The sequence below is a fragment of the Streptomyces sp. NBC_01506 genome, assembly GCF_045040295.1.
GTDB lineage: Bacteria > Actinomycetota > Actinomycetes > Streptomycetales > Streptomycetaceae > Streptomyces.
On record NZ_CP109422.1, the window covers coordinates 1,153,005 to 1,178,206 of the forward strand.

The window sequence follows — 25,202 nt, forward strand, 5'->3', positions numbered from 1 at the left end:
ACCGTGTCAGCCCCCCTGTCCCCGCGCGTCTTCGACAGTCCCGGCGAACTCGGCGACACCCTCGCCCAGGAGATCGCCGACGGCATCGCCGAGGCCGGCCGGGACTCACGCCCCTATGTGCTGGGCTGTCCGGGCGGCCGGAGCCCCAAGCCGGTGTACGAGGCGCTCGCCGCCCTGACCGCCGAACGCGGGCTCGATCTGCGCCATGTCGTGATCGCCATGATGGACGAGTACGTGGTGCCCGCCCCGGCCGGCGGCTACCAGGATGTCCCGCACAGCGCCCACAACAGTTGTCACCGTTTCGCCGCCCAGGAGATCGTGGCGCCGCTCAACGCGGCGGCGCGCCCCGGCCTCGGTATCCCGGACCGGTCCGTCTGGTTCCCGGACCCGGCCGACCCGGCCGCGTACGAGGAGAGGCTGGCCGAGGCGGGCGGGGTGGACCTGTTCATCCTCGCCTCGGGCGCCTCCGACGGCCATATCGCGTTCAATCCGCCCGGCTCGCCCGAAGACAGCCGCAGCCGGATCACCGTCCTCGCCGACACCACCCGCGAGGACAACCTGGGCACCTTCCCCGGCTTCGGCTCGATCGACGAAGTCCCGCGCCACGGCGTCACGGTGGGGGTGCGCACCATCGTCGCGCACTCCCGCCGCGCGGTGATGGTGGTGCACGGCAGGCACAAGCGGGAGGCCGTGCGCCGGCTCACCGCCGGTACGGGCTACGACCCGTCCTGGCCGGCGACGCTCGTCGCGCTCTGCGAGAACCCGGGTCTGTACGTGGACCGGGCCGCCGCCGGCTTCGGTACCGCAGTCGGCATCGGCACCGCCGTCGCCGTCGCCGTCGAGGAGGACGCCGTATGACGTACGACCTGATGACCCTCGGCCGGGTCGGCGTGGACCTCTACCCCGAACAGACGGGGACCCCGCTCGCCGAGGTGCGCACCTTCGCCAAGTACCTGGGCGGCAGCGCCACCAACGTGGCGGTCGCCGCCGCCCGGCACGGGCTGCGCTCCTCGGTGACCACCGGGGTCGGTGACGATCCGTTCGGCGGCTTCGTCCGCACCGCGCTGCGCGGCTTCGGCGTGGACGACCGGCATGTGGTGACCGTCCCCGGCGCCCAGACGCCGGTCGTGCTGTGCGAGATCTTCCCGCCGGACGACTTCCCGCTCTACTTCTACCGGCCGGACGCCCCCGATCTGCGGATCACCGAGGACGACCTGGACACCGAGGCGCTGCGAAGCGCCAAGGTGGTCTGGATCACCGGCAGCGGACTGTCCACCGAGCCCTCACGGGGTACGACTCTGCGTGCCCTCGCCGACCGGGAGCCGGGCACCGACACGGTCTTCGACCTGGACTGGCGCCCGATGTTCTGGAGCGAGGCGGACCGGGCCCCGGCCCACTACGCCCGTGCCCTGGAGCACTGCACCGTCGCGGTCGGCAACCGCGACGAGGTCGAGGTGGCCGTAGGCACCCGCGATCCGGACCGGGCCGCCGATCTGCTGCTGGCGCGCGGGGTGCGCCTCGCCGTGGTCAAACTCGGGCCCGCCGGAGTGCTGGCCCGCACCGCCACCGAGAGCGTGGTCGTGCCACCGGTGCCGGTGGATGTCGTCAACGGGCTCGGCGCGGGCGACGCCTTCGGCGGTGCGCTGGTGGCCGGTCTGGTGGCCGGTCTGCCGCTGAACCGGACGCTGGAGAACGCCAATGCCGCCGGTGCGATCGTCGCCTCCCGCCACTCATGTGCCGACGCGATGCCCACCCCTGAAGAGATCGACCGGCTGCTCGCCGGTCGCCGTACCACCCCTGGAGCCACGCTGTGATCACCACCGCCCGCCCCGCCGCCGACATCGCCTCGGTGGGGCGCCTGCGGCTGACCGACCCGCAGGCCATCCGCCGGGCCGCCGCGGCCCGTCCCCGGTTCGACCCGGCGGGAATCGCCCGGCCGCTGTTCATCCTGGCCGCCGACCACCCGGCGCGCGGCGCCGTCGCGGCCGGCGGTAACCCGACGGCCATGGGTGACCGTCATGAGCTGCTGGCCCGCTGTCTTCAGGCGCTGTCCAGGCCCGGTGTGGACGGCTTCCTCGGCACCGCCGATCTGGTCGAGGACCTGATCCTGCTGGGCGCGCTCGACGGCAAGCTGGTACTCGGCTCGATGAACCGCGGCGGACTGCCCGGCGCCTCCTTCGAACTCGACGACCGGTTCGGCGGCTACGACGCCCGGGGCATCGCCGAAGGCGGTCTCGACGGCGGCAAGATGCTGCTGCGTATCGACCCCGCCGAGCAGGGCACCGCACAGACCCTGAGCGCGACGGCCCAGGCCGTCAACGAGCTGGCCGAGCGACGGCTGCTGGCACTGGTCGAACCGTTCAAGTCGGTCCGCGAGAACGGCAGGGTCCGCAACATCCTGGAGCCCGACGCCCAGATCTGGGCCAACAACATCGCCCAGGGCCTCGGCCGCACCTCCGCGCACACCTGGCTGAAGGTGCCGGTGGTGGACGAGATGGAGCGGATGATGGCCTCCACCACCATGCCGACTCTGCTGCTCGGCGGTGAGGGCGGCGGCGATCCCGAGGCGATGTACGCCTCGTGGCAGCGGGCCCTGCGAATCGAGCATGTGCGTGGGCTGATCATCGGCCGCACCATGCTCTTCCCGCCGGACGACGACGTGGCCGGCGCGGTGGACACGGCGGTGTCGCTGCTGGGACGGGGGGACACCCGATGACCAACTCCCTGCATCTGCCCGCCGGTTCGGCCGACGCGGACGGCGCGCACGACCCGGACGGGTTCCGGCTGGTGATCACACCGCGGGACGCGGGCTGGTCCTACAGTTCGCTGCGGGTTCTGGAGCTGGCCGCCGGCGAGTCGGCGGAGTTCACCACGGGCGACAGCGAGTGCGTCGTGCTCCCGCTGGCCGGCTCCTGCCGCGTCACCGTCGACGGCCGGACCTTCGAACTGGCGGGCCGCACCGACGTGTTCGCGCGGGTGACCGACTTCGCGTACGCGCCGCGCGACGCCGAGGTCACCGTCCATTCGGCCGAGGGCGGCCGGTTCGCGCTGCCCGCCGCCCGCTGCGAGCGACGGCTGGAACCCGCGTACGGGCCGGCCGAGAAGGTCCTCGTGGAGACGCGCGGCGCGGGGAACGCCACGCGCCAGGTCAACAACTTCGCCTCCCCCGAGGGCTTCGGCTGCGACCGGCTGGTCGCGGTCGAGGTGCTGACTCCGGACGGCAACTGGTCCTCCTACCCGCCGCACAAGCACGACGAGTTGAACGAGGGGGAAGCCGTACTCGAAGAGATCTACTACTTCGAACTCGGCTCGACCGGCGGCTCCGGCTCCGGCTCCAACACCGGCTCCGTCGGCGACCGCATCGGCTACCAAAGGGTATACGCGGACGGCGTCGACCTCCTCGAAGAGGTCCGCCACGGCGACGCGGTGCTCGTGCCCCGCGGCTACCACGGCCCGTCGATGGCCGCCCCCGGCTACCCCATGTACTACCTCAACGTGCTGGCCGGCCCGCGCCCCGAGCGGACCATGGCCTGCCGCGACGACCCCGCCCACCACTGGGTGCGGGCCTCCTGGGAGGGCATGCCGACCGACCCGCGCGTGCCCCTGTGCGATGCGGAGGGACCCCGGTGAACACCACCACCGCTACCACTGAAGGCACCCGGCGGCTGACCACCGCCCAGGCGCTGGTGTCGTTCCTGGCCCGGCAGTACACCGAACGCGACGGTGTCGAACACCGGCTGATCGAGGGCTGCTTCGGCATCTTCGGCCACGGCAACGTCGCCGGAGTCGGGCAGGCGCTGCTCCAGCAGCCCGACGACCTGGCCTACTACCAGTCGCGTAACGAGCAGGCCATGGTGCACGCCGCCGTCGCCTTCGCCCGCACCCGCCGCCGCCTCTCCACCCTCGCCTGTACGACCTCGGTCGGGCCGGGCGCCACCAACATGGTGACCGGAGCGGCGCTGGCCACCATCAACCGGCTGCCCGTACTGCTGCTGCCCGGCGACACCTTCGCCAGCCGGGCCGCGAGCCCGCTCCTGCAGGAGCTGGAACTCCCGTACGCCGCCGACATCACCGTCAACGACGTCTTCCGCCCGGTGTCCCGCTTCTTCGACCGGATCTGGCGTCCCGAGCAGTTGCTCTCGTCGGCGACGCAGGCCATGCGGGTGCTGACCGACCCGGCCGAGACCGGCGCGGTCACGCTCGCGCTGCCGCAGGACGTCCAGGCCGAGGCATGGGACTTCCCGGCGGAGTTCTTCGAGCGCCGGGTGTGGCACGTACGCCGTCCCGCCCCCGACGAGTCGGCGCTGGCCGCGGCCGTACAACTGCTGCGCGCGGCCGAGCGCCCGCTGATCGTGGCGGGCGGCGGTGTGATCCACTCGGACGCCACCGACGCGCTGGCCGCCTTCGCCGCCGCCACCGGCATCCCGGTCGCCGTCACCCAGGCCGGCAAGGCCGCACTGCCGCACGGCCACCCGGCCGCGGTCGGCGCGATCGGGCACACCGGCAGTCCGGCCGCCAACACCCTGGCCCGCGACGCCGATGTGGTTCTCGGCATCGGCACCCGCTGGCAGGACTTCACCACCGCTTCCCGGACCCTCTTCGCCGATCCCGACGTCCGGTTCGTCAACCTCAACATCGCCTCCTTCGACGCCGCCAAGCAGGCCGCTCTGCTGCTCCAGGCCGACGCGCGTGCCGGTATCGAGGCGCTGAACCGCGCACTGGCCGGGCACACCGTGCCCGACGGCCTGCGCGAGCGGGCGGACGAACTGGTCCGCCGCTGGGACGAGACGGTGGACGCCGCCTTCGCCCGCGGGAATGCCCCGCTGCCCAGCCAGAGCGAGATCGTGGGCGCGGTCCGCGACGCCGTGGACGACCGTGACGTGGTGATCGCCGCTGCCGGTTCCCTCCCCGGTGACCTGCACCGGCTCTGGCGCCCCAGCGATCCGCTGGGTTACCACGTCGAGTACGGCTACTCCTGCATGGGCTACGAGATCGCGGGCGGCCTGGGCGTGAAGATGGCGGCCCCGGACCGTCAGTCGGTGGTCCTGGTCGGCGACGGCTCGTATCTGATGATGGCCCAGGAGATCGCGACGGCGGTCGCCGAGGACCTGAAACTGGTCATCGTGCTGGTGGAGAACCGGGGGTACGCCTCCATCGGCGCGCTCTCCGAATCTCTCGGCTCCGAGCGCTTCGGCACCCGCTACCGCTACCGGGACGGTGCCGGCGGCCGGCACGACGGCGGGGTCCTGCCCGTCGACCTGGCCGCCAACGCGGCGAGCCTGGGCGCGGATGTCATCCGGGCCCATGGGGTCGACGGTTTCCGCGAGGCTTTCGCGACGGCTCTGGCCAGTGACCGTACGACGGTGGTGCACATCGAGACCGACCCGCTGGCCGGCGCGCCCGCCTCCGGGGCGTGGTGGGACGTGCCGGTGGCCGAGGTGTCCTCGCTGGCCTCGACGACCGCCGCACGCAGCGCGTACGAGAAGCAGAAGGAGGCGCAGCGCCCGCTGCTGCGCCCGGCCGACTGACTGCGCCCCGTCCCGCCCCGTCCCGCCCCGCGCCGCGCCGCGCCGCGATCAGTCGAACAGGCGGGAACCGAGCGGGTGTTGTCGGTCGAAGCCGGGGAGGATCAGGAAACTCGCACTGGCGGTCGTGGTGGTGAAGGGCAGCAGCGCGTCGGAGGCGTCCATGCGGGCGAGCGTGGCCGTGAAGGTCCGCAGGTCGTTCTGGAAGCTGATGAAGAGCAGGCCGGGGGCGGGCTCGTCGGTGCTGTAGGAGCGGCGGAGCATGTGGCCGACGCCGACCACGGTGGGGTTCGCCCTGCGCACATGGGCGTCCACGGGGACGAGATAGCGCCCGTCGGGCGTCTTGGCGCCGAGTTCCGGGCCAGAGGCGACGGTGCCGCCGGACAGGGGTACGCCGCTGTCCCGGTGCCGCCCGAAGACGGCCTCCTGCTCGGCGACGGACAGGGCGGCGAACCGCGTCAGGTCGATCTCCATGCGCCGCAGTACGGCCAGCGTGCCGCCGGCCACCGAGGCCGGCCCGGCCAGCCACAGGTCACGTTCCCGCTCGGCGGCCGTGTGCGGGCCCACGATGCCGTCGATGAAACCGAGCACGTTACGCGGTGCGGTGCGGCCCTTGGCGACGGGCACGTCCGTACCGCGCCGTCCGGACTGCCGCCAGCGTTCGCGGACGCGGTCCCCGGCCCGGTCCAGGAGCGCGGCGGCGGCGACCGGCGGGAGCAGCGGGTCGTCGGCGCAGATCTGTAGCAGCAGATCACCGCCGCGCGCCCCCGAGGCGATCCGCTCGCGGGAGAACCGCGGCAGATCGGCCGCGCCGGGCAGTGCCGCACCGGCCGTCCGCACCAGCCGGGGCCCCAGGCCGACGGTCACGGTCAGATCCCCCGGGGGCAGGCCCAGCAGCCGCGGGTCGGATCCGGCGGTGAGGGCGCGGACGGTCTCGCCGAGTTCGGCCAGCAACGGACCGGGCGCCACCGTGGTGCCGAGGTCGGCCACCACGGCGAGCAGGTTGCGCTGGGCCGATCGGGGAAGCGTGACGCCCGCCTGATGCCGGCCCGTCGCCGCGACCGGCGCGAGTGTGGCCGCCGCGGAAGGGACGGGCCGGTCCGGCCGGATGGTGGAGTCCGATGTGCACCCGGCGAGGAGACCGGCGGCCAACGCGCCGCCGGTGGCATCGAGGAACGCGCGGCGTGACGGAGTGCGATCGGCGTCGTGCATGAGGTGAGCGTGCCACACCCGATTCCTGGCTGCCGCTCAACTCCCCTTTTCCGGCGGGGAATTCGCCGCCGTGCCAGACTGGGATCATGTCTCGATCAGCACGTGGCGTGATGGCGGCGGCACTGGGCGTACTGACGCTGGTGACCGGTTGCGGAGGAGGTGGCGGCGAGGACGGAGACGGCGACGGATCGTCCAAGGGCCTGCGGCCGGAGGGTACGCGGGTGACGATCCAGGTGCCCGGCGACGCCCCGACGATCTCCGACGCGGTGTCCCTGGCCAAGCCCGGCGATCTGGTGCTGGTGTCCGCGGGGGTGTACCACGAGTCGGTCAAGATCGACACGGCTCGCGTCACGCTGCGCGGCGTATCGCGGGAAAAGGTGGTCATCGACGGGCAGTTACGGCGGCCGAACGGGGTGGTCGTCACGGCGCCCGGAGTGGCCGTGGAGAACCTGACCGTACAGAAGAACACCCAGAACGGAGTGCTGGTCACCGGATCCGCCGCGGCGGTCGCGGGGCTGCCGGGGAGCGGCGGCTACGACACCGGCGACGAACCCGTCAACTTGCTGAAGTCGTTCCTGGTCTCGCATGTGACCGCGACCCGCAACGGTCTCTACGGCATCTACGCGTTCTCCGCGCAGAACGGTGTCATCGAGAACTCCTACGCATCGGGCGGCGCGGACTCGGGGATCTATGTCGGCCAGTGCAAGCCGTGCCGGATCGTGGTGCGGGACAACATCTCCGAACTCAACGCGGTCGGTTACGAAGGCACCAACGCGAGCGGCGACATGTACGTCGTCGGCAACCGTCTGGCCGGCAACCGCGTCGGACTGACCACCAGCTCCGACCACCAGGAGAAGCTGCTCCCACAGCGCGACGCCGTCGTCGCGGGCAACCTGATCGCGGACAACCAGCAGGCCCGGACCCCCGTACAGGCCGACGGTGGCTGGGGCCTGGGTGTCGGCGTCGACGGCGGCAGCGACAACCAGTTCATCCGCAACCGGATCACCGGCAACACCAACGCCGGGCTCGTGATCACCGCGACCGCCGACCTGACGGCGGACCGCAACCGGATCACGGACAACACCTTCACCGGCAACGGCATCGACGTCGGCTGGACGTTCCCCGCCGCCACCCGGGGACAGGGCAACTGCCTGCGCGGGAACGAGCTTCGCACGACCGTACCCGCCGGGCTCGCGGACTCCGCGACCTGTCCGGTTCCCGCCACATCCCGTACGCCCGCCGGGAGTTGGGCACCTCCGGCGGCGCCCGCGGGCATCCCCTTCACCGAGGTGGCCGCGCCCGGTCCGCAGCCGCAGTTCCCGCAGGCCACCACCGCCGGCGCCACCGACGTGCCGGACGTTCCGGCCCTGCCGGACGTCGCGGACATCGCGCTGCCCTCGGCGTCGCTGCTCGCAGCGAGTGCGCGGACGCGGACCTCGTGAGCGGCGCTACGGCGCCGGGGTGACTCCGGGTACCGGCTGGACGGGGACGTACTCGCGGTCGTCGAAGTCGAAGACCACCGGCTGAGACTCGGAAGCGAGCGTCGCCCGAACCCGGTACATGGTGCCGTCCGAGCCGAGCCAGTAGCGCACGGTCTGCGACGTACTGGCCTTGGTCTCGGCGTCCGGTCCCCGCACGATGTCCGTCCGGTGGCCGTGCACCTGCTCCTGCCCGACCCACGCGGCGCCGTTCTGCGTCAGCAGCGCGGCGTTGTCCGGCCGGTCGCTCGCGAGGCTGAGCGCGATGGCCAGCGAGCTGTCCAGGGACATGCCGGAACTCTGGAGCGGACGGCTGTGCCAACCGGACGCGGGCGGTGACGCCGGTGCGGCGGCCGGCGGGTCTGTCAGGGGATGGACGAGGACGGTGGTGCCCGTCCACTGGATCAGCCCGTCGCTGGACGTGTCGCGCCCTGTCCCGCGCACCACGCCGTAACCGGTGTGGGTGCGGTAGTCGACGGATCCGGTGATGACCAGCCCGCCGGAGGCGTTGGGCACGGTGATCGTCAACGCCCGGCCGCCCGCCTGGTAGTTGAGGAACCGTGCCATCGCCAGCCGGTTCACCTCGTCGGGTGTCAACGCCCGCGAGGCGGTTGAGCCACCGCTGCTACCGATGAGGACGACGGTGATGGTCACGGCGGTCGTGATGCCGATGGCGGCGGCTGCCACCCACCGTAACTTCGGCCATCGGCTACGCCGGCCCGCCTCCCGCCGACCCGCCTCGCGCACGCGCCCCACGTCACTCCGCTTGATGTCGATGCTCCGCACTCTGATGCTCCGCACGCGGCGCGAGCGTAACAGGTCTCCCCCGAGGCTCCCCAAACCCTGCGTTCACCACACATGACATTCCGTCAACTTGTACGCTCAGCCCTGCATTTGACGAACTGAATCAGCGTAGGACGACAAAAAGGAGCGCCATGCCATTACGCGGACTGGTGCGGGTGGGACTGTCCGGCCTGTTACTGGTCGGGGGCAGCACAGGCACGATCTTGACGGGTGCCGGGCAGGCCGGCGCCTCGGCCTCCGACGGTACCCTGACCGTCGAGGTACTGCGGGACTTCTTCGGCACCGGTGTGATCAACTCGACCATGGACGTGCCTCAGCGGGGAATGAAGGTCGACGTCTCCGACCCCGCCGGGAAGCACGTCACCGGTGTCACGGATGCCACCGGAAAGGTCATCGTCTCGCCGTCGGGTGAGCTGGCCGGCGGCCGGTACCGGGTCGATGTCACCGTCCCGGCACCGTACAGCGACTATCTGCGGGCGGCGCCCGCATCGACCGCGCCGAACCACTTCGACAGCTTCACCACGTTCGTGGACGTCAAGGACGGCAAGGACGACTCGGTGACCACCGGCGTCTGGGACCCGGCCGACTACGCGCTGCCCGACTCCCGGTACTTCGTGCCGATCCAGAGCGGCGCCGCCGGAACGGAGACCCGGGCACTGGTGGCGTTCGGGACGGACGCCCGTGGCAACTGTCCCGACCCGCAGGCATGCCCGGAGGTGATCAACACCCAGGACCAGGTGGGTACGACCTACGGGCTGGCCTACGACAGGTACCGCGAGCAGCTTTTCCAGTCGTCCTTCGCCCGGCGCTACACGGAGTACGGGCCGGACGGCGGTAACGCGATCTACACCGTGGCGGCCGACGGAAGCGCCACGAAGCTGTTCGCGAAGGTGCCGGGCGCCACGGAGACGGCGCACGACACCGGCAACCTGATCAAGGACGCCGGGTTCACCGACGCACCGGGCAAGGAGAGCGTCGGCGGCCTGGCCCTGTCGGACGACGGCTCGACCCTGTACGCCGTGAACCTGCTCACCCGCAGCCTGGTGAGCTTCGACGCGACCAAGCCAACGGCCTCGGCGCCCGAGGAGACCGTGCCGATCCCCGACCCGGGCTGCGCGTCGGCGGACGACTGGCGTCCGTTCAGCGTGGCCATCAACAACAACACCCTCCATGTCGGGGGTGTGTGCAGCGCGGAGAGCACACAGGAACGCGCGGACCTGAAGGCCGTCGTCGCCACCTTTGACGGCGACAGGTTCACCACCGTGCTGTCCAAGTCGCTGGAGTTCGAGCGCGGAGCCGTGCTCACCGCCCCCTCCGACAACGACCAGGTCAACCACTGGAACCCGTGGAACACCGACCTGGCGGACTGGGACGGCCACACCGTGAACGGCTGGATCATGGATCCGCAGCCGGAGCTGGCCAGCATGGCCTTCGCCCGCGACGGCTCGATGATCCTCGGCTTCCGTGACCGGTTCATGGACGTCGTGGGCTGGGGCGGGCTGGACCCGAGGCCGGGCAACGACACCCCGCAGAGCGGCATGGCCGGCGGCGACATCAACATGGCCTGCGCCACGCCCACCGGCGGGTACGAGTGGGAAGGCACCGGTAACTGCGCCGACCACGCCACGGACCCCACCCTTGACGGTGTCCAGCCCCCCGGCGTCGTCGAGTACTTCCCGGGTGACTTCTTCCCGAACGGCGGCTCCGCGACCCAACCCGGGCCGCACCAGGAGTCGTCGCTGGGATCGGTCGCGTACATCCCGCAGCAGCAGTGGGTCGTCAGCACACAGATGGACCCGACCGGCAGGGTCGCCACCAGCGGAACCGGCTACTACGACGTGGCCACCGGCCTCGGCCCCGGCAACGACCCGGTCAACAACGCGTACGAGTTCGTCGGTCCGAACCAGAACGGGTTCGGCAAGGCCGGCGGCCTCGGCGACATCGCGTACGCCGCGGCGAACGCACCGATCCAGATCGGCAACGTGGTGTGGTTCGACGGCGACCACAACGGTATCCAGGACGCCGGGCACGTCCTGCTGCCGGACGCGACGATCAATCTGCTGGACGCCGACGGCGAGAAGGTCGCCACGACAACGACCGATGCCGCCGGTGAGTACTACTTCGGCGGTGTCGGAGCGGAGTACGAGCTGACTCCGGGCGCCAAGTACACCGTGCAGTTCGACGTGTGCACGGCGGACACCAGCGAGGTGGTGGGCCAACCGGCCGCCGGCGACCTGCGGTTCACCCTGCCACGGACCGGCGACGACCGGGTGCATGACTCCAATGTGACCCCGCCGACCAGCGGCCGGCTGTGCAACGGGTTCGCCCCGGTCACCGCACCGGCCAAGCCAGGAGGGGTCGATCACACGATCGACGCCGGCGTATACATCCCCGAGGAGCCGACTCCGACACCCACGCCGCCGACAACCGAGTCACCGACTCCGACACCGACGGGCCCGGCACCCAGCACCCCGGCCCCCAACGCGCCGGCACCGGCCGGCGGTAAAACACCCGGTTCACTCGCCAGCACCGGCTCGTCCGACATGGGACAGATCCTCGCCCTCGTCGCCCTGTTGCTCGCCGCAGGAGGAGCGGCCGTCCTCATCAGCCGCAAGCGGCGCACCGGGCACACCAGGCACCACTGACACCCGCAACCCCGACGGGCCGGTGCGACGCACCGGCCCGTCGGCCTGACCGGCCAGGTGACCGTGTCGCCGCGTTCCCCGAAAATGATCAGGGGCCGGTTTCACAATTCCGGAACCAGTCACGGCAGCCACCGCGCTCGGCCGCGAACGGAAGCTCAAGGAGGCGAGCTGTGCTCAGCCGCGCCGCTCACGCCGGCGACGAAATCACCAGCACACCGCCCGCCGACACCACTACCGGCGACGCGGACACGCGTCATGAACGCGACTAACGCGACTCAAGCACCGGCGGTGCCGCAGTGGGTGCCGCAGTGGGTGCCGACGGGCGTAACCGGCAGGCCCCCGACCGCAGTTGAGCTTGGCGTGAGGAAGAACAACCACACCGTCGCGGGCCCTGACGGCCTTGTCCACACCGCCCGCGGGAAAGATCGCGGGCTGATGGTCGGGGACCTCGAACGCATAGGGGTCCCCCACCCGTTGGGCGGTGACATGGCATGCAGCTCGCCCCACAACCGCCGCCGCCTGCCATGACGCCGGATCAAGCACCCCATCCCCACACCGGAGGACCACCAGGCCGGCCGCCAACGGCGCGGCGGCGACGGCGGCCCGCCACCGGCTTCGACAGCGAGATCTACCAACGCCGCGACGAGGTCGAGCGGGCGATCGACCGGCTTACGAACCCCCAGGGCCCGACGTCCCGGAGGCCGCGTCGAGTTTCCCGCGCTTGATCGCGGCCTCGACCGCGGCGCCGATACGGCGCAATGTCGCCAGCTCATGCGGCTCCAGCTCGTCCATCAAGTACTCGCGGACCGCGGCGACATGTCCAGGCGCGGCGGCCACGACTTCGTCGAAACCCGCCTCGGTCAGCGTCGTATTGGTGCGTCTGCCGGGGCCCGGGATCCGGGCTCGTGTGAGCAGTCCGCGCTTCTCCAGTCGGCCGACGACATGCGACAACCGTGAGAGCGACGCCGATGTCCGCGCCGCCAGGTCGCTCATCCGGAGGGTGCGAGCCGACTCTTCGGACAGCACCGAGAGCACCATGTACTCGAAGAAGGTCAGTTGGGTCTCGCGCTGCATCCGTGCGTCCAAGGCGGCCGGCAAGCTGATCATGATCGCGGAGTTGGCCAGCCATGCCTCCCGTTCCTCGGGGCTCAGCCATCGCGTCGCGGCAGGCGGTCCGGTTGACTCCGCCGCACCCGACGCTTCCGCGGCAGGCGCGGCCTTGCCGGTTTCCCACTCGTGCCGTGCTCGGCCGCGTCCTCGCCCCTTGTCTCCCGCTGCGCTGTCTGCCATGCGTCAACACTAACAGGAGTTGTTGACGCATCAAGTCGACTAGTGTAATTCTTGACGCATCAAGTTCACGTCGACCTCAGGAGCCTTCGACATGCCTGCGGAGTTCGCCCGGCACGCGGCGTCGTCCGCATCGGCACGACAGGCCGGTGCGCGCATCGATGTGCGCACCGGTGAATTGATCCAGAAAAGGACTGCGGATGCGGGTCACGTCATTGGGTGGGCTCACGGTCTCGCGTATCGGACTCGGGGCGATGGGTATGTCGGCCTTCTACACGGGCGCCGGACGCGACGACGCCAAGTCGATCCGTACGATCCATCGCGCGCTGGACCTCGGCGTCACGCACCTGGACACCGCGGAGGTGTACGGGCCCTACGTGAACGAGGAACTGGTGGGTCGAGCGATCAAGAGCCGCCGGGACGAGGTCGTGCTCGCCACCAAGTTCGGCCTCGTCTCGCACACCGGCCGACCAGGTCCGGACGGCACCCCCGCCAGCATCCGAGCCGCCGTCGAGGGCTCACTGCGGCGGCTTGGAACCGACCACATCGACCTCTACTACCAGCACCGGGTCGACCCCAGCACCCCCATCGAGGAGACCATGGGAGCACTGGGCGCTCTGGTGGCGGCGGGCAAGGTGCGCCACATCGGACTGTCGGAGGCGTCCGCGGCGACGATCCGCCGGGCCCATGCCGTCCATCCGGTGTCCGCGGTCCAGACCGAGTACTCGCTGTGGACACGCGACCCCGAACCAGACGTGCTGCCCACGCTGCGAGAGCTCGGAATCGGACTGGTCCCCTACTCGCCACTCGGACACGGCTTTCTCACCGGTGACATCCGCTCCCTCGACGGCCTGGACGCCTCCGACTGGCGGCGTACCAATCCCCGTTTCACCGGGGACAACCTCACGCGCAACCTGCGCATCGTCGACCACGTGGGCGAGACCGCCGCCGATGTCGGAGCGACGCCCGCCCAGGTCGCCCTGGCCTGGCTGCTCGCACAGGGAGAAGGCATCGCGCCCATTCCCGGTACGAAGCGTGTCGACCGACTGGAGGAGAACAGCGCCGCCGACAGCATCCAACTCACCCCCGACCACATCGCCCGTCTGCAGAATCTGACGCCCGCGTCCGGCGCTCGCCATGCCGAGCCCGACATGGCCGTGATCGACCTTTAGAGAAGGCGCCGGGCGAAGAACTCCCCGCACACGCTCCACCGGCTGAGTCGTTGTGGCTCGACCAGGTGTCGACGGGTAGGACCGGGCACCCGAACCCCCCACTGAAGCAGGGGCGACCCTCGCGGCACGGATCGGCCGTACCGCGATCGAAGACGAACGAATGGAGCTGGACATCGTGCGGAGCAAGATGATTCGTGTCGGCATCATCGGAGCCGATACGAGAGCGAGTTGGGCGGGGGCATCCCACATTCCCGCACTCGCGGCGCAGCCGCAGTTCTCCCTGGAGGCCGTGGCGACCCGCCACGAGGAGAGCGCACGTCGCGCCGCCGAGACCTTCGGTGCCAAGCGGTGGTTCGCGGACCCCTACGAGCTCATAGGCGACCCCTCGATCGACCTCGTCACCGTCGCGGTGAAGGTCCCGGCCCACCGCGAGTTGGTGCTCGCCGCCCTGGCGTCGAACAAAGCCGTGTACGCGGAGTCCCCGCTGGGCACGACCGTGGCGGAGGCAGAGGAGATGGCCGACGCGGCCGGTTCGCTGCACACCGCGATCGGTCTGCAAGGCCGGCTCAATCCATCGGTACGCCGCGCCGCAGAGATCATCGCGCAGGGGCGGCTCGGGCGACTGCTCTCGGCGCGCGTCACCGCGACGACATTCGGGAACGGCCCGGAGTCGGCGAGCGCCTACGAGTACTTCGACAAGGCGGCGGCGGGTGCCGGCTTCCTGACAATCGCGGCGGGCCATGTCGTGGATGTGATCGAGACGGTTCTCGGCGACATCACCGAGATCGACGCACGCACGGAACTCCTGTGGCCGGAGGTCAAGTTGGTCGACACCGGCACAACGACCGTCCGGGAGGTCCCGGATCACCTCGACGCCATCGTGAAGACCGCGTCGGGCGCCCCGGTCGGGGTGCAGATCCTGGCCGGCGTGCCCGTGCCGGACGCCCACTTCGGTATGGAGGTTCGCGGGTCGGACGGCTGGCTGAAACTGACCGGCAGTCACCCCGCGGGCGTTCAGGTCGGCGACCTCGTGCTGTCGTCGAACGTGGACTTCACCCCGCCCGACAGCCCCGTCGCCACCGGCACCGGACCCACCGCCGCCGAGATATGGACGGGTGCGTCCATCAACGTGGGCGAGGTCTACGCCAGCCTGGCCCACGACATCACCAACGGGACCCACCACACCCCGGGGTTCAAGCACGCCGCCCACAACAGCCGCCTGATCAACCGAGTCGAATACGCCGCTCGAACCGGCGTCCGGCACTGACGGTACCGCGCCTCGCGGAGGGATGAACGCCTGACAGGTCCACCCGGTCCTGGACGCCCCCGCGCGCGGACGCCGGAGTGCTCGCCGCGAGCGGGGGTGAGCCGGTATCGGTCCGGGAAGCTGGAAGCCATCTTGATGTCCAGCAGCCCGCGGAACAGGTCCTCGGTCGAACCGACGCCAGTGCGTCCCACCGATATCTGGTCGGCTGCTCTGCTGCGGGCCTACCCGCTGCCACCGATCATGCGCGCCGGGGGGTGAAGATCATGATCCAGTGGTCGTTCTCGGGGTCGTGCAGCATTTCGCTGTCGAACGCGAGCAAGCCTCTGGTCGGATGGTTGAGGCGCTTCATCGCGGACCTCCACGTTCCGATCTCTCCTCGCTCCCAGTGGCGGCTGAACTCGGGACTGCTCGTCGACAGCTCGCGAAACAGCGAACGAAGGTGCTCGTCTTCCGGGTAGAGACTGAGTGCTTTGCGAAGTTCGGCGGCGGCCACTCGGGCGAGTTGCTCCGCTCCCTCGTTCCCGAGCACCTCGCGGAGTCCCGCCGACGTGAAAGCCTGGTGGACGATGTTGTGGCCGTAAGGTCCGTCGTCGAAGACGGGCCCGAGCAGATCCGCCGCGGCAACGTTGAACGCCAGCATGTCGAGCCGGCCGTCGTGAATGGTGACGGGCATGGTGTCGTCCAGGCTGTTGAGCAGTTGCTGGAGCCCCGGTCGGATTTCCGCGGCCGGTGCTCTCGGCTGCGGAGGTCGCTCGTCGGCGAGTCGGAACAAGTGATCCCGCTCGGCGTTCGAGAGCCGGAAGGCCCGCGCCAGTGCGGTGAGGATCTCCCGCGAAGGGCGGGACGCGCGCCCCTGTTCGAGACGGGTGTAGTACTCGACCGAGATGCCCGCGACGTCGGCGAGTTCCTGGCGTCGCAGGCCCGGCACACGCCTATGAGACAGAGAGGACGCCCCGGGTCGATCCCGGGGTGTCATTTCCGAGCGATGGTGGCGTAGGTACTCGCCCAGACCCAACCGCTCATCTCCCGCCATGAATTCATTGTCCCCCACCAGTGGTTAGGCGCCAGGCCGGGTGCGTGGCCCTGCGGATACCAGGCTCGACGAAGTCTCCCCGATCATCGAACACCCCGTCACAGTCGATGGCGGCGGCGGAGAACGCATACGCCGACGCACACCCGCACTCCCACGATCACGCCCCGGAGGCCCCCACATGACCGCAGCGAACCGAACCCTGATCATGACCGGGGCCACTCGGGGGATCGGCCTGGAAGCCGCGCGAGACATCCTCAGACGCAGCCCCGATACCCACCTTGCGGTACTTGGCCGAGGCTCCTCTGCCGCCGAGGTGCTGCCGAGCCTGCGGGAAATCTCTCCGCACGTCTCGACCGTCGACATCGATCTGTCGAGCAAGGCGAGCGTCGCCGCCGCCGGCGCACAGATGGAAGATCTGCTTGATTCCGGCGAGTTGCCTCCGCTGCGGGGAATCGTCTTCAACGCGGGTGTCCACCTCTCCAACGCGTTGCAGACCACGGTCGACGGATACGAGAGGACCTTTGCCGTGAACGTCATGTCCACCCACCAGCTCCTCAGGCAACTACACCCTCACATTCAGGCGCCGGCACGCATCGTCGTCACGGTCAGCGACGCGCACTTCGGTGACTTGCGGCACACCGGGGGGACCATGCCCGCACCCCGTTGGGCCATCCCGGAAATCTCCCGACCCGGAGCATTCGACCGTTCCGGGAATGTCCGGGCCGGCCGTCGTGCTTACGTGACGAGCAAACTCGGCGGCGTGCACCTGGTCCACGAATGGGCCCGCCGATTGCCCGACGGCATCGACATCGTCTCGTACAACCCCAGCCTCGTGGTCGGAACCGGGCTCGCGCGCGAAACCGGCGGAGCCTTCCCCTTCCTGATGAGTAAAGTCATCCCGCTGCTCACGGTCACACCCCTCGTGGATACCCCGGTCCCCGCAGGCAAGAAGCTCGCCGACGCGATCCTCAGCGTCACCCCCGCCGCGACCGGTGCTTACATCCACCGGAAGAAGGCCACGGCGTCCTCCACCGAGTCCTACGACACAGACCGCGAACGCGCCCTCTGGAATTGGCTGGAACAGGTTCCGCTGACCCCCAACTGAGGTCGCCAAGAGCGCCACGGTGTCCTTGCGGAACCGCCGACGAGGCCGGAGCACGAGCCGGGGGCCAAGGTGGGTCAATGACGCGGTCGGCCGCGGACCTCGAGATGCCGAAGAGCGGGGCGCGCTGGCACATCGTCTGGGCCGCCTACGCAGCCGAGATCAGCCGAAGGCAAGGCTCCTGAGATGCGCCTTCCGGTCAGCTCTCGCTGACGGCCCCGTCGCGGACATAGCCAAATGATCAAGGGCCGGTTCGGATTGCTCCGAAACCGGCCCTGATCTGCGACTGTCTCCAGTCGGGACGACAGGATTTGAACCTGCGACCCCTTGACCCCCAGTCAAGTGCGCTACCAAGCTGCGCCACGTCCCGATGCCCGTCTGACCTGGGGTTTCCCCTGGCTGAACGCGCATGAGAACAATACCGCACTCCGACCGATGGTCACGAACCGCTTTTCCCGTTCCGCGGCCTCCGAGCCGGCTCGCCGGCCACGCGCTTGACCTCAAGTTCAGTTGAGGTAGCACGTTGGTCCGTATGACGACATCGACATCGCCACGGACACGGACACGGACACGGACACGGACCCACGGCTACCAGGACCTCGACCGACTGCTGTCACTGATGAATGGCGACGAGAAGCACGACTCGGCCGCCACCTCCACCCTCGACGCGATCTGGGTGCTCTTCGACCGCGTACTGAACGTCTCCCCCACCACCGCCGACGACCCGGCCCGGGACCGCTTCCTGCTGTCGAAGGGGCACGGGCCGATGGCGTACTACGCCGTCCTCGCCGCCAAGGGGTACTTCCCCGAGTCGCTGCTCCCCGACTTCGGCTCGTACGACTCCCCGCTCGGCCACCACCCCGACCGGCTGCTCGTACCGGGCGCAGAGATCGGCAGCGGGTCGCTCGGGCACGGGCTGCCGCTCGCCGTCGGGAGCGCGCTCGGGCTGCGGGCACAGGGGCGCACCGGCTCCGACGTCTGGGTCCTCATCGGGGACGGTGAGCTGGACGAGGGCAGCAACCACGAGGCCATCGCCTACGCGGGCCCGGCCGGTCTCGAGCAGTTGCACACGCTCGTGATCGACAACTCGTCCGCCGCCCACGGCTGGCCGGGCGGGATCGCCTCCCGGTTCACGGCGGCGGGCTGGTCGGCCGTGACCGTCGACGGGCGGGACCACGAGGCGCTGTACGAGGCGTTCACCGCCCCCCACCCGGAGCGGGCGAGGGCGGTCGTCGCCCGCGTCGAAGCCCGCTCCTGACCACTGCCGCACACTCGGAGGATTCTGATGGACACCATGCGTGAGCGCTTCGCCTCTACCACGTCCCGGCTGCTGGACGAGGACCCGCGGCTCGCCGTCGTACTCGCCGTGATCGGCCATGACGGCTTCCGGGAGGCGGAGCGCCGTCATCCGCACCGGGTGATCGACGTGGGGATCCGCGAGCAACTGCTCGTCGGCGCGGGCGGCGGGATCGCCCTCACCGGGATGCGGCCCATCGTCCACACCTTCGCGAGCTTCCTCGTGGAGCGCCCCTTCGAGCAGGTGAAACTCGACTTCGGGCACCAGGGCGTGGGCGGCGTGCTGGTGAGCGCCGGAGGGTCGTACGACTGGCCGGCCGGTGGTTTCACCCATATGTCGCCGGGCGATGTCGCGCTCCTCGACACGCTCGACGGGTGGACCGTGCATGTGCCGGGGCATCCCGACGAGGCCGAGACCCTGCTGCGGCACGCCGCGAAGGGCGACGACCGGGTGTACGTACGGCTGTCGCAGCAGACCAACGCGCGGGCGCTGCCGGTCAACGGGGCCGGCTTCCTGACCGTCCGCGAGGGGAACCACGGCGTGGTGGTGGCTGTGGGGCCGATGCTGGACAACGTTCTCGCCGCGACGGAAGGGCTCGACACGACGGTGCTGTACGCGTCGACCGTCCGACCCTTCGACGGCGCCGCGCTGCGCCGGGCGGTCGGGGACACGGGCGCCGCCGAGGTGGTGATCGTCGAGCCGTATCTCGCCGGAACGTCGACGGCGGTGGCCGGCGAGGCGCTGGCCGACGTGCCGCACCGGGTGCTGGGGCTGGGGGTGGGCCGGCGCGAACTGCGCAAGTACGGGGAGATGGACGAGCACCTGCGGGCGCACGGCCTCGACCCCCGCTCGCTCCGCACGCGTGTCTCCGCCTTCCTGTCGCCGTCCTGACGGGGAGATGAGTGATCGCCGCGTTCTCCTGACGGCGATCGGACGGCGAGCGGACGGCGAGCGGACGGCGCTTCGTCGGCGGTCCGGTGGCGGCCCGGTGGCGGCCCGGTGACCGGACCGCCGCGCACGGCCACATTCAGCCCACCCCATCCGAAATCGATCGACCGGACGGCACAACTCCCCGGTACCCCAACACCCGCACCACAGTGGGCGCTTCCGACCCATTGACCCTCCGGAAGCGGGGAACCTACGCTGTGCGACGTACTTCAGAAAGCGCTTTCTACCCATTCGTAGCCGCCACCTGCATCGGGAGCGCCCGTGAGTAGCCGTCCACCAGACCGACCCCCTCTGCGCAGCAGCCGATCACGGAGGGCGCTGACGCCCTTCACCGTCGTCCTGGCACTGCTGGCTCTCGTGCTCGGACTCGGGGTCGCCTCGCCCCCTCCCGCCCAGGCCGCGGCGTACCGCGTCCTGGTCTTCTCCAAGGTCACCAACTTCGAGCACGAGTCGATCGCGGCCGGGATCGCCGGGGTGAAGAAGCTCGGCGAGGAGAACGGGTTCGAGGTGGAGGCGTCCGACGACGCCGCCGTCTTCTCCGACGCGAACCTCGCGCGCTTCCAGGCGATCGTCTTCAACAACACCAACTCCACGCCGGAGTCGGGCGATCTGCTGAACGCGTCCCAGCGCGCCGCGTTCCAGAAGTTCATCCGCGCGGGCGGCGGCTGGGTGGGGCTGCACGCGGCGTCCGCGAGCGAGCGCGACTGGGACTGGTACGAGGGGCTGACCGGGGCCATCTTCGACAAGCACCCCGCCGTCCAGACGGGCCGGGTCAAGGTGCTCGACCAGGCGCATCCCTCCACCGAGGGACTTCCGCAGCTCTGGGAGCGTACGGAGGAGTGGTACAACTGGCGCACCAATCCGACCGGCAAGGTGCACACGCTCGCGCAGATCAAGGTGAACGACGGCATCACCGGGCTGGACGAGGGCGTGGACCATCCGTGGTCCTGGTGCCAGAACTACGACGGCGGGCGCTCCTGGTTCACCGCCGGCGGTCATGACTCGGCCTCCTTCCAGGAGGAGAACTTCCTCAGGCATCTGCTCGGCGGCATCCAGTGGGCGGCCGGCAACAAGCCCGGCGACTGCTCCGCGACCAAGACCGGGTCCTTCACCCGGACCCAGTTGGCGACGGACCTGTCCGACCCCTACGAACTGGCCGTCACCCCCGACCGCCGGGTGATCTACATCGAGCGCACCGGCAAGCTCCAGGTCCTCGACCAGGCGACGAACCAGACCAGTACGGCTCTGGACTTCGACTTCAGCCGCAAGATGACGGAGCAGTCCGACGGGCTCATCGGGCTGACGCTCGATCCGGACTTCGCCAGGAACAACTGGCTGTATCTGCTGCACTCCGACAAGGAGAAGAAACAGCTCAACCTGTCGCGCTACACGCTGACGGGCGACACCATCGACCCGGCGTCCGAGAAGCGCGTGCTGGAGATCCCCACCGACCGCGACGAGCAACGCGCCAACGTGCATATGGCGGGCTCGCTCGCCTTCGACAAGAACGGCAATCTGTACGTCGCGACCGGCGACAACACCGACCCGTTCGCCTCCGACAACTTCACGCCGATCGACGAGCGCGCCGGCCGGGCGGTGTTCGACGCGCAGCGCACCTCGGCCAACACGAACGACCTGCGCGGCAAGGTGCTGCGCATCACCCCTGAGAACGACGGTACTTACACCGTCCCGGAGGGGAACCTCTTCGCGCCCGGTACGGACAAGACCCGCGCCGAGATCTACGCGATGGGGCTGCGCAACGTCTTCCGGATCACCACCGATCCGAAGGACGGCGCGCTGCTGGTGGGCGACTACGGACCCGACTCGCGGACGGCGGACCCCAACCGCGGCCCCGAGGGCACGGTCGAGTTCAACCGCGTGCCCAAGGCGGCGAACCTCGGCTGGCCGTACTGCATGGGCGCCAACGCCGCGTTCAACGACTACGACTTCGCGACCAAGGTCTCGGGCGCGAAGTTCGACTGCGCCAGTCCGGTCAACGAGTCGCCGAACAACACCGGTCTGCGCGAGCTGCCGCCGGCCACGCCGGCGACGGTGCCGTACCAGTTCTCCGGATCACCCCAGTTCCCCGAGGTCGGCGGGGGTGGTGCGCCGATGAGCGGTCCCGTCTACGACTACGACCCCGACAACCCGTCGCCCACGAAGTTCCCCGAGTACTTCGACGCGAAGTGGTTCGCCTTCGACCTGAACCAGAACTGGTTCAAGACGTTCTCGCTCCAGCAGAAGGACCAGTCGTTCACCGATCCGCGCTTCCCGCCGGCGAAGGCGGGTGACATCCAGTCGATCAACAGAGTCTTCGCCGACATGAAGTGGAACCAAGCTTTCGAGGCCGATTTCGGGCCGGACGGCTCCATGTACGTGATCGACTTCGGCGTCGGCTCGGGCGCCGGCCGTACGGGTGTGATCAATCCGGGCACCGGCATCTACCGCATCGACTACGTCGGCGACGGCAAGTTGCCCACCGCGAAGATCACCACCAAGTCCGACACCGGACCGGGGCCGCGCAGCGTGAAGTTCTCCAGCGAGGGTTCCGGCTTGCCGGGGGGCAAGCCGGTCACCTACGCCTGGGACTTCGACGGCGACGGCACCGTCGACTCCACGAAGGCCAACCCGACCCATATCTACACCGACAACGGTGTCTTCACCGCGCGGCTGACGGTCACCGCCGCCGACAAGCTGTCGGCGCAGGACACGCAGGACATCACCGTGGGCAACACACGGCCGGTACTGACGGTCCAACAGGCCCCGGACGGCGGCATGTTCAGCCTCGGCGACACCGTTCCCTTCACGGTGAAGGTCACCGACCACGAGGACGGCAAGGGCGAGCAGATCGACTGCGCACGCGTCACCGTCGAGGGGCGGCTCGGCCACGGGACGACACTGCACCCGGTGGAGTCCAAGCAGGGCTGCTCGGGTAGTTTCACCGTCCCGACGACCGACGAGCACGCGAACCAGGATCTCTTCTACCGCGTCACCGCGAGCTACCAGGACGACGGCGGGGAGGGCGAAGGGGTTCCGGCGCTGACCGGCACCGCCACGTCGAATCTCAAGTCCTCCTACCGCGAGGGCGAGTTCTTCAGCGCCACCGGCGGCGAGAACGGCGGCGTCACCGTGGGTGCCCGGCCCGAGGCGTCCGGCGGCAAGCGCGTCATCGAGGTCGAGCACGGCGACTGGGTGGCGTACGACCCGGTGAATCTCACCGGGGTCCAGTCCGTCACCGTCGGCGCGTCCTCGGGCGGTACCGGCGGCACCATCGAGTTCCGCAACGGCTCCCCGACCGGCCCGCTGATGGGCTCGGTCACCGTCCCGAACACCGGCGCCTGGACGAACTTCATCTCACCGACCACTCAACTCAGGCCGGTGGGCGGCACGGTGAAGATGTACGCGGTCTTCAGCAACCCGGACTGGAAGCCGGACGGGCAGGACGTGCTGTCTCTCGACTGGCTGCACTTCAACGGCCGTGGAGTGGAGCGCAATCCGGGCACGAGCGTCACCGTCGCCACCTCGGTGGAGGAGGGCACGGCGCCGCTGGCCGCGAAGCTGACCGGCACGGTGAAGCTCGCCGAGGGCCGGAGCGTGGCCTCGTACCGCTGGGACTTCGGTGACAACACGAAGCCCACGGGAGAGCAGGGCGCGAGCGCGACCCACACGTACGCCAGGCCGGGCGCGTACACGGCGCATCTGACGGTCACGGACGACAAGGGCAATACGACGACGGGCGCGGTCGAGATCAACGCGCGCTGAATCCGGGCGAGTTGACGCCGGGAGACCTTGGCCCGGCGAGTCGAACGAGTCGAGCGAACGAACGAACGCGTTTTACGAGTCGAGAGACAACGAGTCGAGAGAAGAGGTCACGTGAACGGCACACGAAGAGCGTTCCTGGGGACGGCGGCGGCGGGACTGGCCGCGGTCGGACTGGCGTCGACGGCCGTCACCGCCCACGCGGCGGAGTCCGGCCGGCACCACGACCCCCGGTGCCGGCGGCGGATCCCGCGCGGTGGCATCGGCATGCATCTGTACACCATGCGGTCCGTCCTGGAGACGGACTTCGAAGGGACGCTCGCGCAACTGGCGGACATCGGTTACGCGACGGTGGGCGTCAGCGGGCGGTTCGGCCGTAACGCCACCCAGATCCGGCAGGTGTTGGACGACGTCGGCCTCAAGGCCGTTCTGGAGCACGTCGGTTACACCACGGTGGCGGGCACCGGACTCCAGCAGGCCATCGCGGACGTCCATACGCTGGGCGGCGAGTGGGTCGTCGTACCGAGCCTGCCGAGCGCGATGCACACCCCCGCGGGCTATCGCGAGGCGGCGGCGGCGATGAACAGGGCGGGCAAGGTGGCGCGCGAGTCGGGCCTCGGCCCGGTGCTCTTCCACAACCACGACGCGGACCACAAGGTGGTCGAGGGCGAGGTGCTGTACGACATCCTGCTCAACGAGACCGATCCCGAGTACGTGGGCTTCGAACTCGACGTCTACTGGGCGGCGAAGGGCGGTGCGGACCCGCGTCAGTTGTTCGTGGACGAAGGCCGGCGCTTCCCGGCGCTGCACGTCAAGGACATGGCGCCGAACGGCGACTTCGCCGATGTCGGCTCGGGCGTCCTGGACTTCGCCGAGATGTTCGAGACCGCGCACCGGGGCGGCGTACGGCAGTGGCTGGTCGAACACGACTCGCCCAAGGACCCGTTCGCCACGGCCCGCAACAGTTACGGCCATCTGTCGAGGCTGCGGTACTGAGCCGCTGAGGCAGCAGATCTGACGTAGCGTCACACACCCCTCGACGGGCTGCGGTTGGCCGGTCGAGGGGTGTGGTGTTGTACGGGAACACGGGGTCCGGCCCCGCTCTCAGATGCCCGGCGGTGCCTCGTAGCAGTACACCTGGACCGTCTGGTCCGGCCCCCACCGCTGCTCCACCGTCCCCATCAGCGTCCATCCCTGGCGTTCGTACAGCGCCGCCGCCGACCGGTCGGAGGTCACGACGTCCAGTACGGGACACAGCCCGCGCTCGCGGGCGTCGCGGACCGTCTCGGCCAGCAGCAGCGCGCCGATTCCATGGCCTCGGGCCTTCGGCGAGACGTACAGCCGGCTCACCACCGTGGTGTTCTCCGGGCTCATGCCGGTGCGAGCGCTCCAGACGCCGGGCGCGGCGTCGCCCGGCCGGGCATGCGAGAGGCTGATATGTCCGACGATCCTGCCGTCGAGCAGCGCGACCCAGGCAAGCGGCGGCTCGGTTCGCGACTCGGGCGGCGCCAGCCAGTCCGCCGGGTCCTGGGGCCAGTTGAGTGGGTACGCGTCGCTCTCGTGCACCTCGGCCAGTACGCGGACACAAGCGTCGAGGTCGGTGGCGTCGCGGCGCCGGACACAGATGCGTTCATGACTCACCGCCACAGCCAATCACAGCGCCGACCTGCGGA

Annotated in this window: 19 protein-coding genes and 1 tRNA gene; 14 read left to right on the plus strand and 6 right to left on the minus strand. The window is 70.0% G+C overall.

Features of this window, described 5'->3' with window-relative positions:
• The first annotated feature begins 3 nt into the window (after nt 1-3).
• The 5 genes from OG329_RS04655 to iolD are packed head-to-tail and all read left to right on the plus strand — an operon-like array spanning nt 4 to nt 5,528.
• Complete coding sequence (locus OG329_RS04655; RefSeq protein WP_405793039.1) at nt 4-858, plus strand: 6-phosphogluconolactonase; 855 nt, start codon at nt 4-6, stop codon at nt 856-858.
• Nucleotides 855-1,814 carry a 5-dehydro-2-deoxygluconokinase gene (iolC, locus tag OG329_RS04660; RefSeq protein ID WP_405793040.1) on the plus strand — a complete coding sequence of 320 codons (960 nt, stop codon included), beginning with the start codon at nt 855-857 and terminating at the stop codon, nt 1,812-1,814. Before OG329_RS04655 ends, iolC begins: the two co-directional genes overlap by 4 nt.
• Entirely contained in the window at nt 1,811-2,716 is a 906-nt protein-coding gene (locus tag OG329_RS04665; protein ID WP_405793041.1) for a deoxyribose-phosphate aldolase, read from the plus strand. Before iolC ends, OG329_RS04665 begins: the two co-directional genes overlap by 4 nt.
• Nucleotides 2,713-3,630 (plus strand): 5-deoxy-glucuronate isomerase, encoded by a 918-nt coding sequence (gene iolB / locus OG329_RS04670; RefSeq protein ID WP_405793042.1) that lies wholly within the window; start codon nt 2,713-2,715, stop codon nt 3,628-3,630. Before OG329_RS04665 ends, iolB begins: the two co-directional genes overlap by 4 nt.
• The gene (gene iolD, locus OG329_RS04675; RefSeq protein WP_405793043.1) at nt 3,627-5,528 is read left to right on the plus strand and encodes a 3D-(3,5/4)-trihydroxycyclohexane-1,2-dione acylhydrolase (decyclizing); all 1,902 of its coding nucleotides are present in this window, start codon (nt 3,627-3,629) and stop codon (nt 5,526-5,528) included. Before iolB ends, iolD begins: the two co-directional genes overlap by 4 nt.
• A 48-nt stretch (nt 5,529-5,576) precedes the next feature.
• Here the strand turns inward: iolD and OG329_RS04680 are convergent, their stop codons facing one another.
• On the minus strand, nt 5,577-6,737 hold the full coding sequence (locus OG329_RS04680; protein WP_405793044.1) for a Dyp-type peroxidase: 1,161 nt from the start codon (nt 6,735-6,737) through the stop codon (nt 5,577-5,579).
• An 86-nt stretch (nt 6,738-6,823) separates the two neighbouring features.
• Here OG329_RS04680 and OG329_RS04685 point away from each other — a divergent pair, with 86 nt between their 5' ends.
• The gene (locus OG329_RS04685; RefSeq protein WP_405793045.1) at nt 6,824-8,179 is read left to right on the plus strand and encodes a nitrous oxide reductase family maturation protein NosD; all 1,356 of its coding nucleotides are present in this window, start codon (nt 6,824-6,826) and stop codon (nt 8,177-8,179) included.
• Nucleotides 8,180-8,185: 6 nt separating this feature from the next.
• Here the strand turns inward: OG329_RS04685 and OG329_RS04690 are convergent, their stop codons facing one another.
• A complete protein-coding gene (locus OG329_RS04690; RefSeq protein ID WP_405793046.1) occupies nt 8,186-8,902 on the minus strand; it encodes a hypothetical protein in 717 nt (238 codons plus the stop codon).
• A gap of 248 nt (nt 8,903-9,150) precedes the next feature.
• Between OG329_RS04690 and OG329_RS04695 the strand changes: the two genes are divergently transcribed.
• A complete protein-coding gene (locus OG329_RS04695; protein ID WP_405793047.1) occupies nt 9,151-11,664 on the plus strand; it encodes an SdrD B-like domain-containing protein in 2,514 nt (837 codons plus the stop codon).
• Between the two features lie 669 nt (nt 11,665-12,333).
• On the opposite strand, the gene OG329_RS04700 is transcribed toward OG329_RS04695, so the two are convergent.
• Nucleotides 12,334-12,954, minus strand: a complete 621-nt coding sequence (locus OG329_RS04700; RefSeq protein ID WP_405793048.1) for a MarR family winged helix-turn-helix transcriptional regulator — start codon at nt 12,952-12,954, stop codon at nt 12,334-12,336.
• Nucleotides 12,955-13,151: 197 nt separating this feature from the next.
• Between OG329_RS04700 and OG329_RS04705 the strand changes: the two genes are divergently transcribed.
• Nucleotides 13,152-14,123 (plus strand): aldo/keto reductase, encoded by a 972-nt coding sequence (locus OG329_RS04705; protein WP_405793049.1) that lies wholly within the window; start codon nt 13,152-13,154, stop codon nt 14,121-14,123.
• Nucleotides 14,124-14,283: 160 nt separating this feature from the next.
• Nucleotides 14,284-15,390, plus strand: coding sequence for a Gfo/Idh/MocA family protein (locus OG329_RS04710; protein WP_405793050.1), 1,107 nt, complete (start codon nt 14,284-14,286; stop codon nt 15,388-15,390).
• Nucleotides 15,391-15,628: 238 nt separating this feature from the next.
• Here the strand turns inward: OG329_RS04710 and OG329_RS04715 are convergent, their stop codons facing one another.
• Nucleotides 15,629-16,423, minus strand: a complete 795-nt coding sequence (locus OG329_RS04715; protein ID WP_405793051.1) for a helix-turn-helix domain-containing protein — start codon at nt 16,421-16,423, stop codon at nt 15,629-15,631.
• Nucleotides 16,424-16,601: 178 nt separating this feature from the next.
• Here OG329_RS04715 and OG329_RS04720 point away from each other — a divergent pair, with 178 nt between their 5' ends.
• Complete coding sequence (locus OG329_RS04720) at nt 16,602-17,528, plus strand: SDR family NAD(P)-dependent oxidoreductase (RefSeq protein ID WP_405793052.1); 927 nt, start codon at nt 16,602-16,604, stop codon at nt 17,526-17,528.
• 293 nt (nt 17,529-17,821) lie between these two features.
• Here the strand turns inward: OG329_RS04720 and OG329_RS04725 are convergent.
• Nucleotides 17,822-17,895: transfer RNA gene (locus tag OG329_RS04725), tRNA-Pro, on the minus strand.
• 162 nt (nt 17,896-18,057) lie between these two features.
• On the opposite strand from OG329_RS04725, the gene OG329_RS04730 reads away from it, so the two are divergent.
• From OG329_RS04730 to OG329_RS04745, 4 genes are all read left to right on the plus strand, one after another.
• Nucleotides 18,058-18,783, plus strand: a complete 726-nt coding sequence (locus OG329_RS04730; RefSeq protein WP_405793053.1) for a transketolase — start codon at nt 18,058-18,060, stop codon at nt 18,781-18,783.
• Between the two features lie 27 nt (nt 18,784-18,810).
• A complete protein-coding gene (locus OG329_RS04735; RefSeq protein WP_405793054.1) occupies nt 18,811-19,713 on the plus strand; it encodes a transketolase family protein in 903 nt (300 codons plus the stop codon).
• 348 nt (nt 19,714-20,061) lie between these two features.
• Nucleotides 20,062-23,532: a ThuA domain-containing protein gene (locus OG329_RS04740; protein WP_405801643.1), complete on the plus strand. Its 3,471-nt coding sequence runs from the start codon at nt 20,062-20,064 to the stop codon at nt 23,530-23,532.
• A gap of 111 nt (nt 23,533-23,643) precedes the next feature.
• Nucleotides 23,644-24,525 (plus strand): sugar phosphate isomerase/epimerase family protein, encoded by an 882-nt coding sequence (locus OG329_RS04745; protein ID WP_405793055.1) that lies wholly within the window; start codon nt 23,644-23,646, stop codon nt 24,523-24,525.
• Nucleotides 24,526-24,633: 108 nt separating this feature from the next.
• On the opposite strand, the gene OG329_RS04750 is transcribed toward OG329_RS04745, so the two are convergent.
• Complete coding sequence (locus OG329_RS04750; protein WP_405793056.1) at nt 24,634-25,170, minus strand: GNAT family N-acetyltransferase; 537 nt, start codon at nt 25,168-25,170, stop codon at nt 24,634-24,636.
• Between the last annotated feature and the right edge of the window lie 32 nt (nt 25,171-25,202).

What these genes read in the sequence shown, in the direction of transcription:
- OG329_RS04715 (WP_405793051.1), bottom strand. Translation starts at nt 16,423, where the DNA reads ATGGCGGGAGATGAGCGGTTGGGTCTGGGCGAGTACCTACGCCACCAT.
- OG329_RS04695 (WP_405793047.1), top strand. Translation starts at nt 9,151, where the DNA reads ATGCCATTACGCGGACTGGTGCGGGTGGGACTGTCCGGCCTGTTACTG.
- iolB (WP_405793042.1), top strand. Translation starts at nt 2,713, where the DNA reads ATGACCAACTCCCTGCATCTGCCCGCCGGTTCGGCCGACGCGGACGGC.
- iolC (WP_405793040.1), top strand. Translation starts at nt 855, where the DNA reads ATGACGTACGACCTGATGACCCTCGGCCGGGTCGGCGTGGACCTCTAC.
- OG329_RS04685 (WP_405793045.1), top strand. Translation starts at nt 6,824, where the DNA reads ATGTCTCGATCAGCACGTGGCGTGATGGCGGCGGCACTGGGCGTACTG.
- OG329_RS04720 (WP_405793052.1), top strand. Translation starts at nt 16,602, where the DNA reads ATGACCGCAGCGAACCGAACCCTGATCATGACCGGGGCCACTCGGGGG.
- OG329_RS04705 (WP_405793049.1), top strand. Translation starts at nt 13,152, where the DNA reads ATGCGGGTCACGTCATTGGGTGGGCTCACGGTCTCGCGTATCGGACTC.
- OG329_RS04710 (WP_405793050.1), top strand. Translation starts at nt 14,284, where the DNA reads ATGGAGCTGGACATCGTGCGGAGCAAGATGATTCGTGTCGGCATCATC.
- OG329_RS04700 (WP_405793048.1), bottom strand. Translation starts at nt 12,954, where the DNA reads ATGGCAGACAGCGCAGCGGGAGACAAGGGGCGAGGACGCGGCCGAGCA.
- OG329_RS04680 (WP_405793044.1), bottom strand. Translation starts at nt 6,737, where the DNA reads ATGCACGACGCCGATCGCACTCCGTCACGCCGCGCGTTCCTCGATGCC.
- OG329_RS04735 (WP_405793054.1), top strand. Translation starts at nt 18,811, where the DNA reads ATGGACACCATGCGTGAGCGCTTCGCCTCTACCACGTCCCGGCTGCTG.
- OG329_RS04730 (WP_405793053.1), top strand. Translation starts at nt 18,058, where the DNA reads ATGACGACATCGACATCGCCACGGACACGGACACGGACACGGACACGG.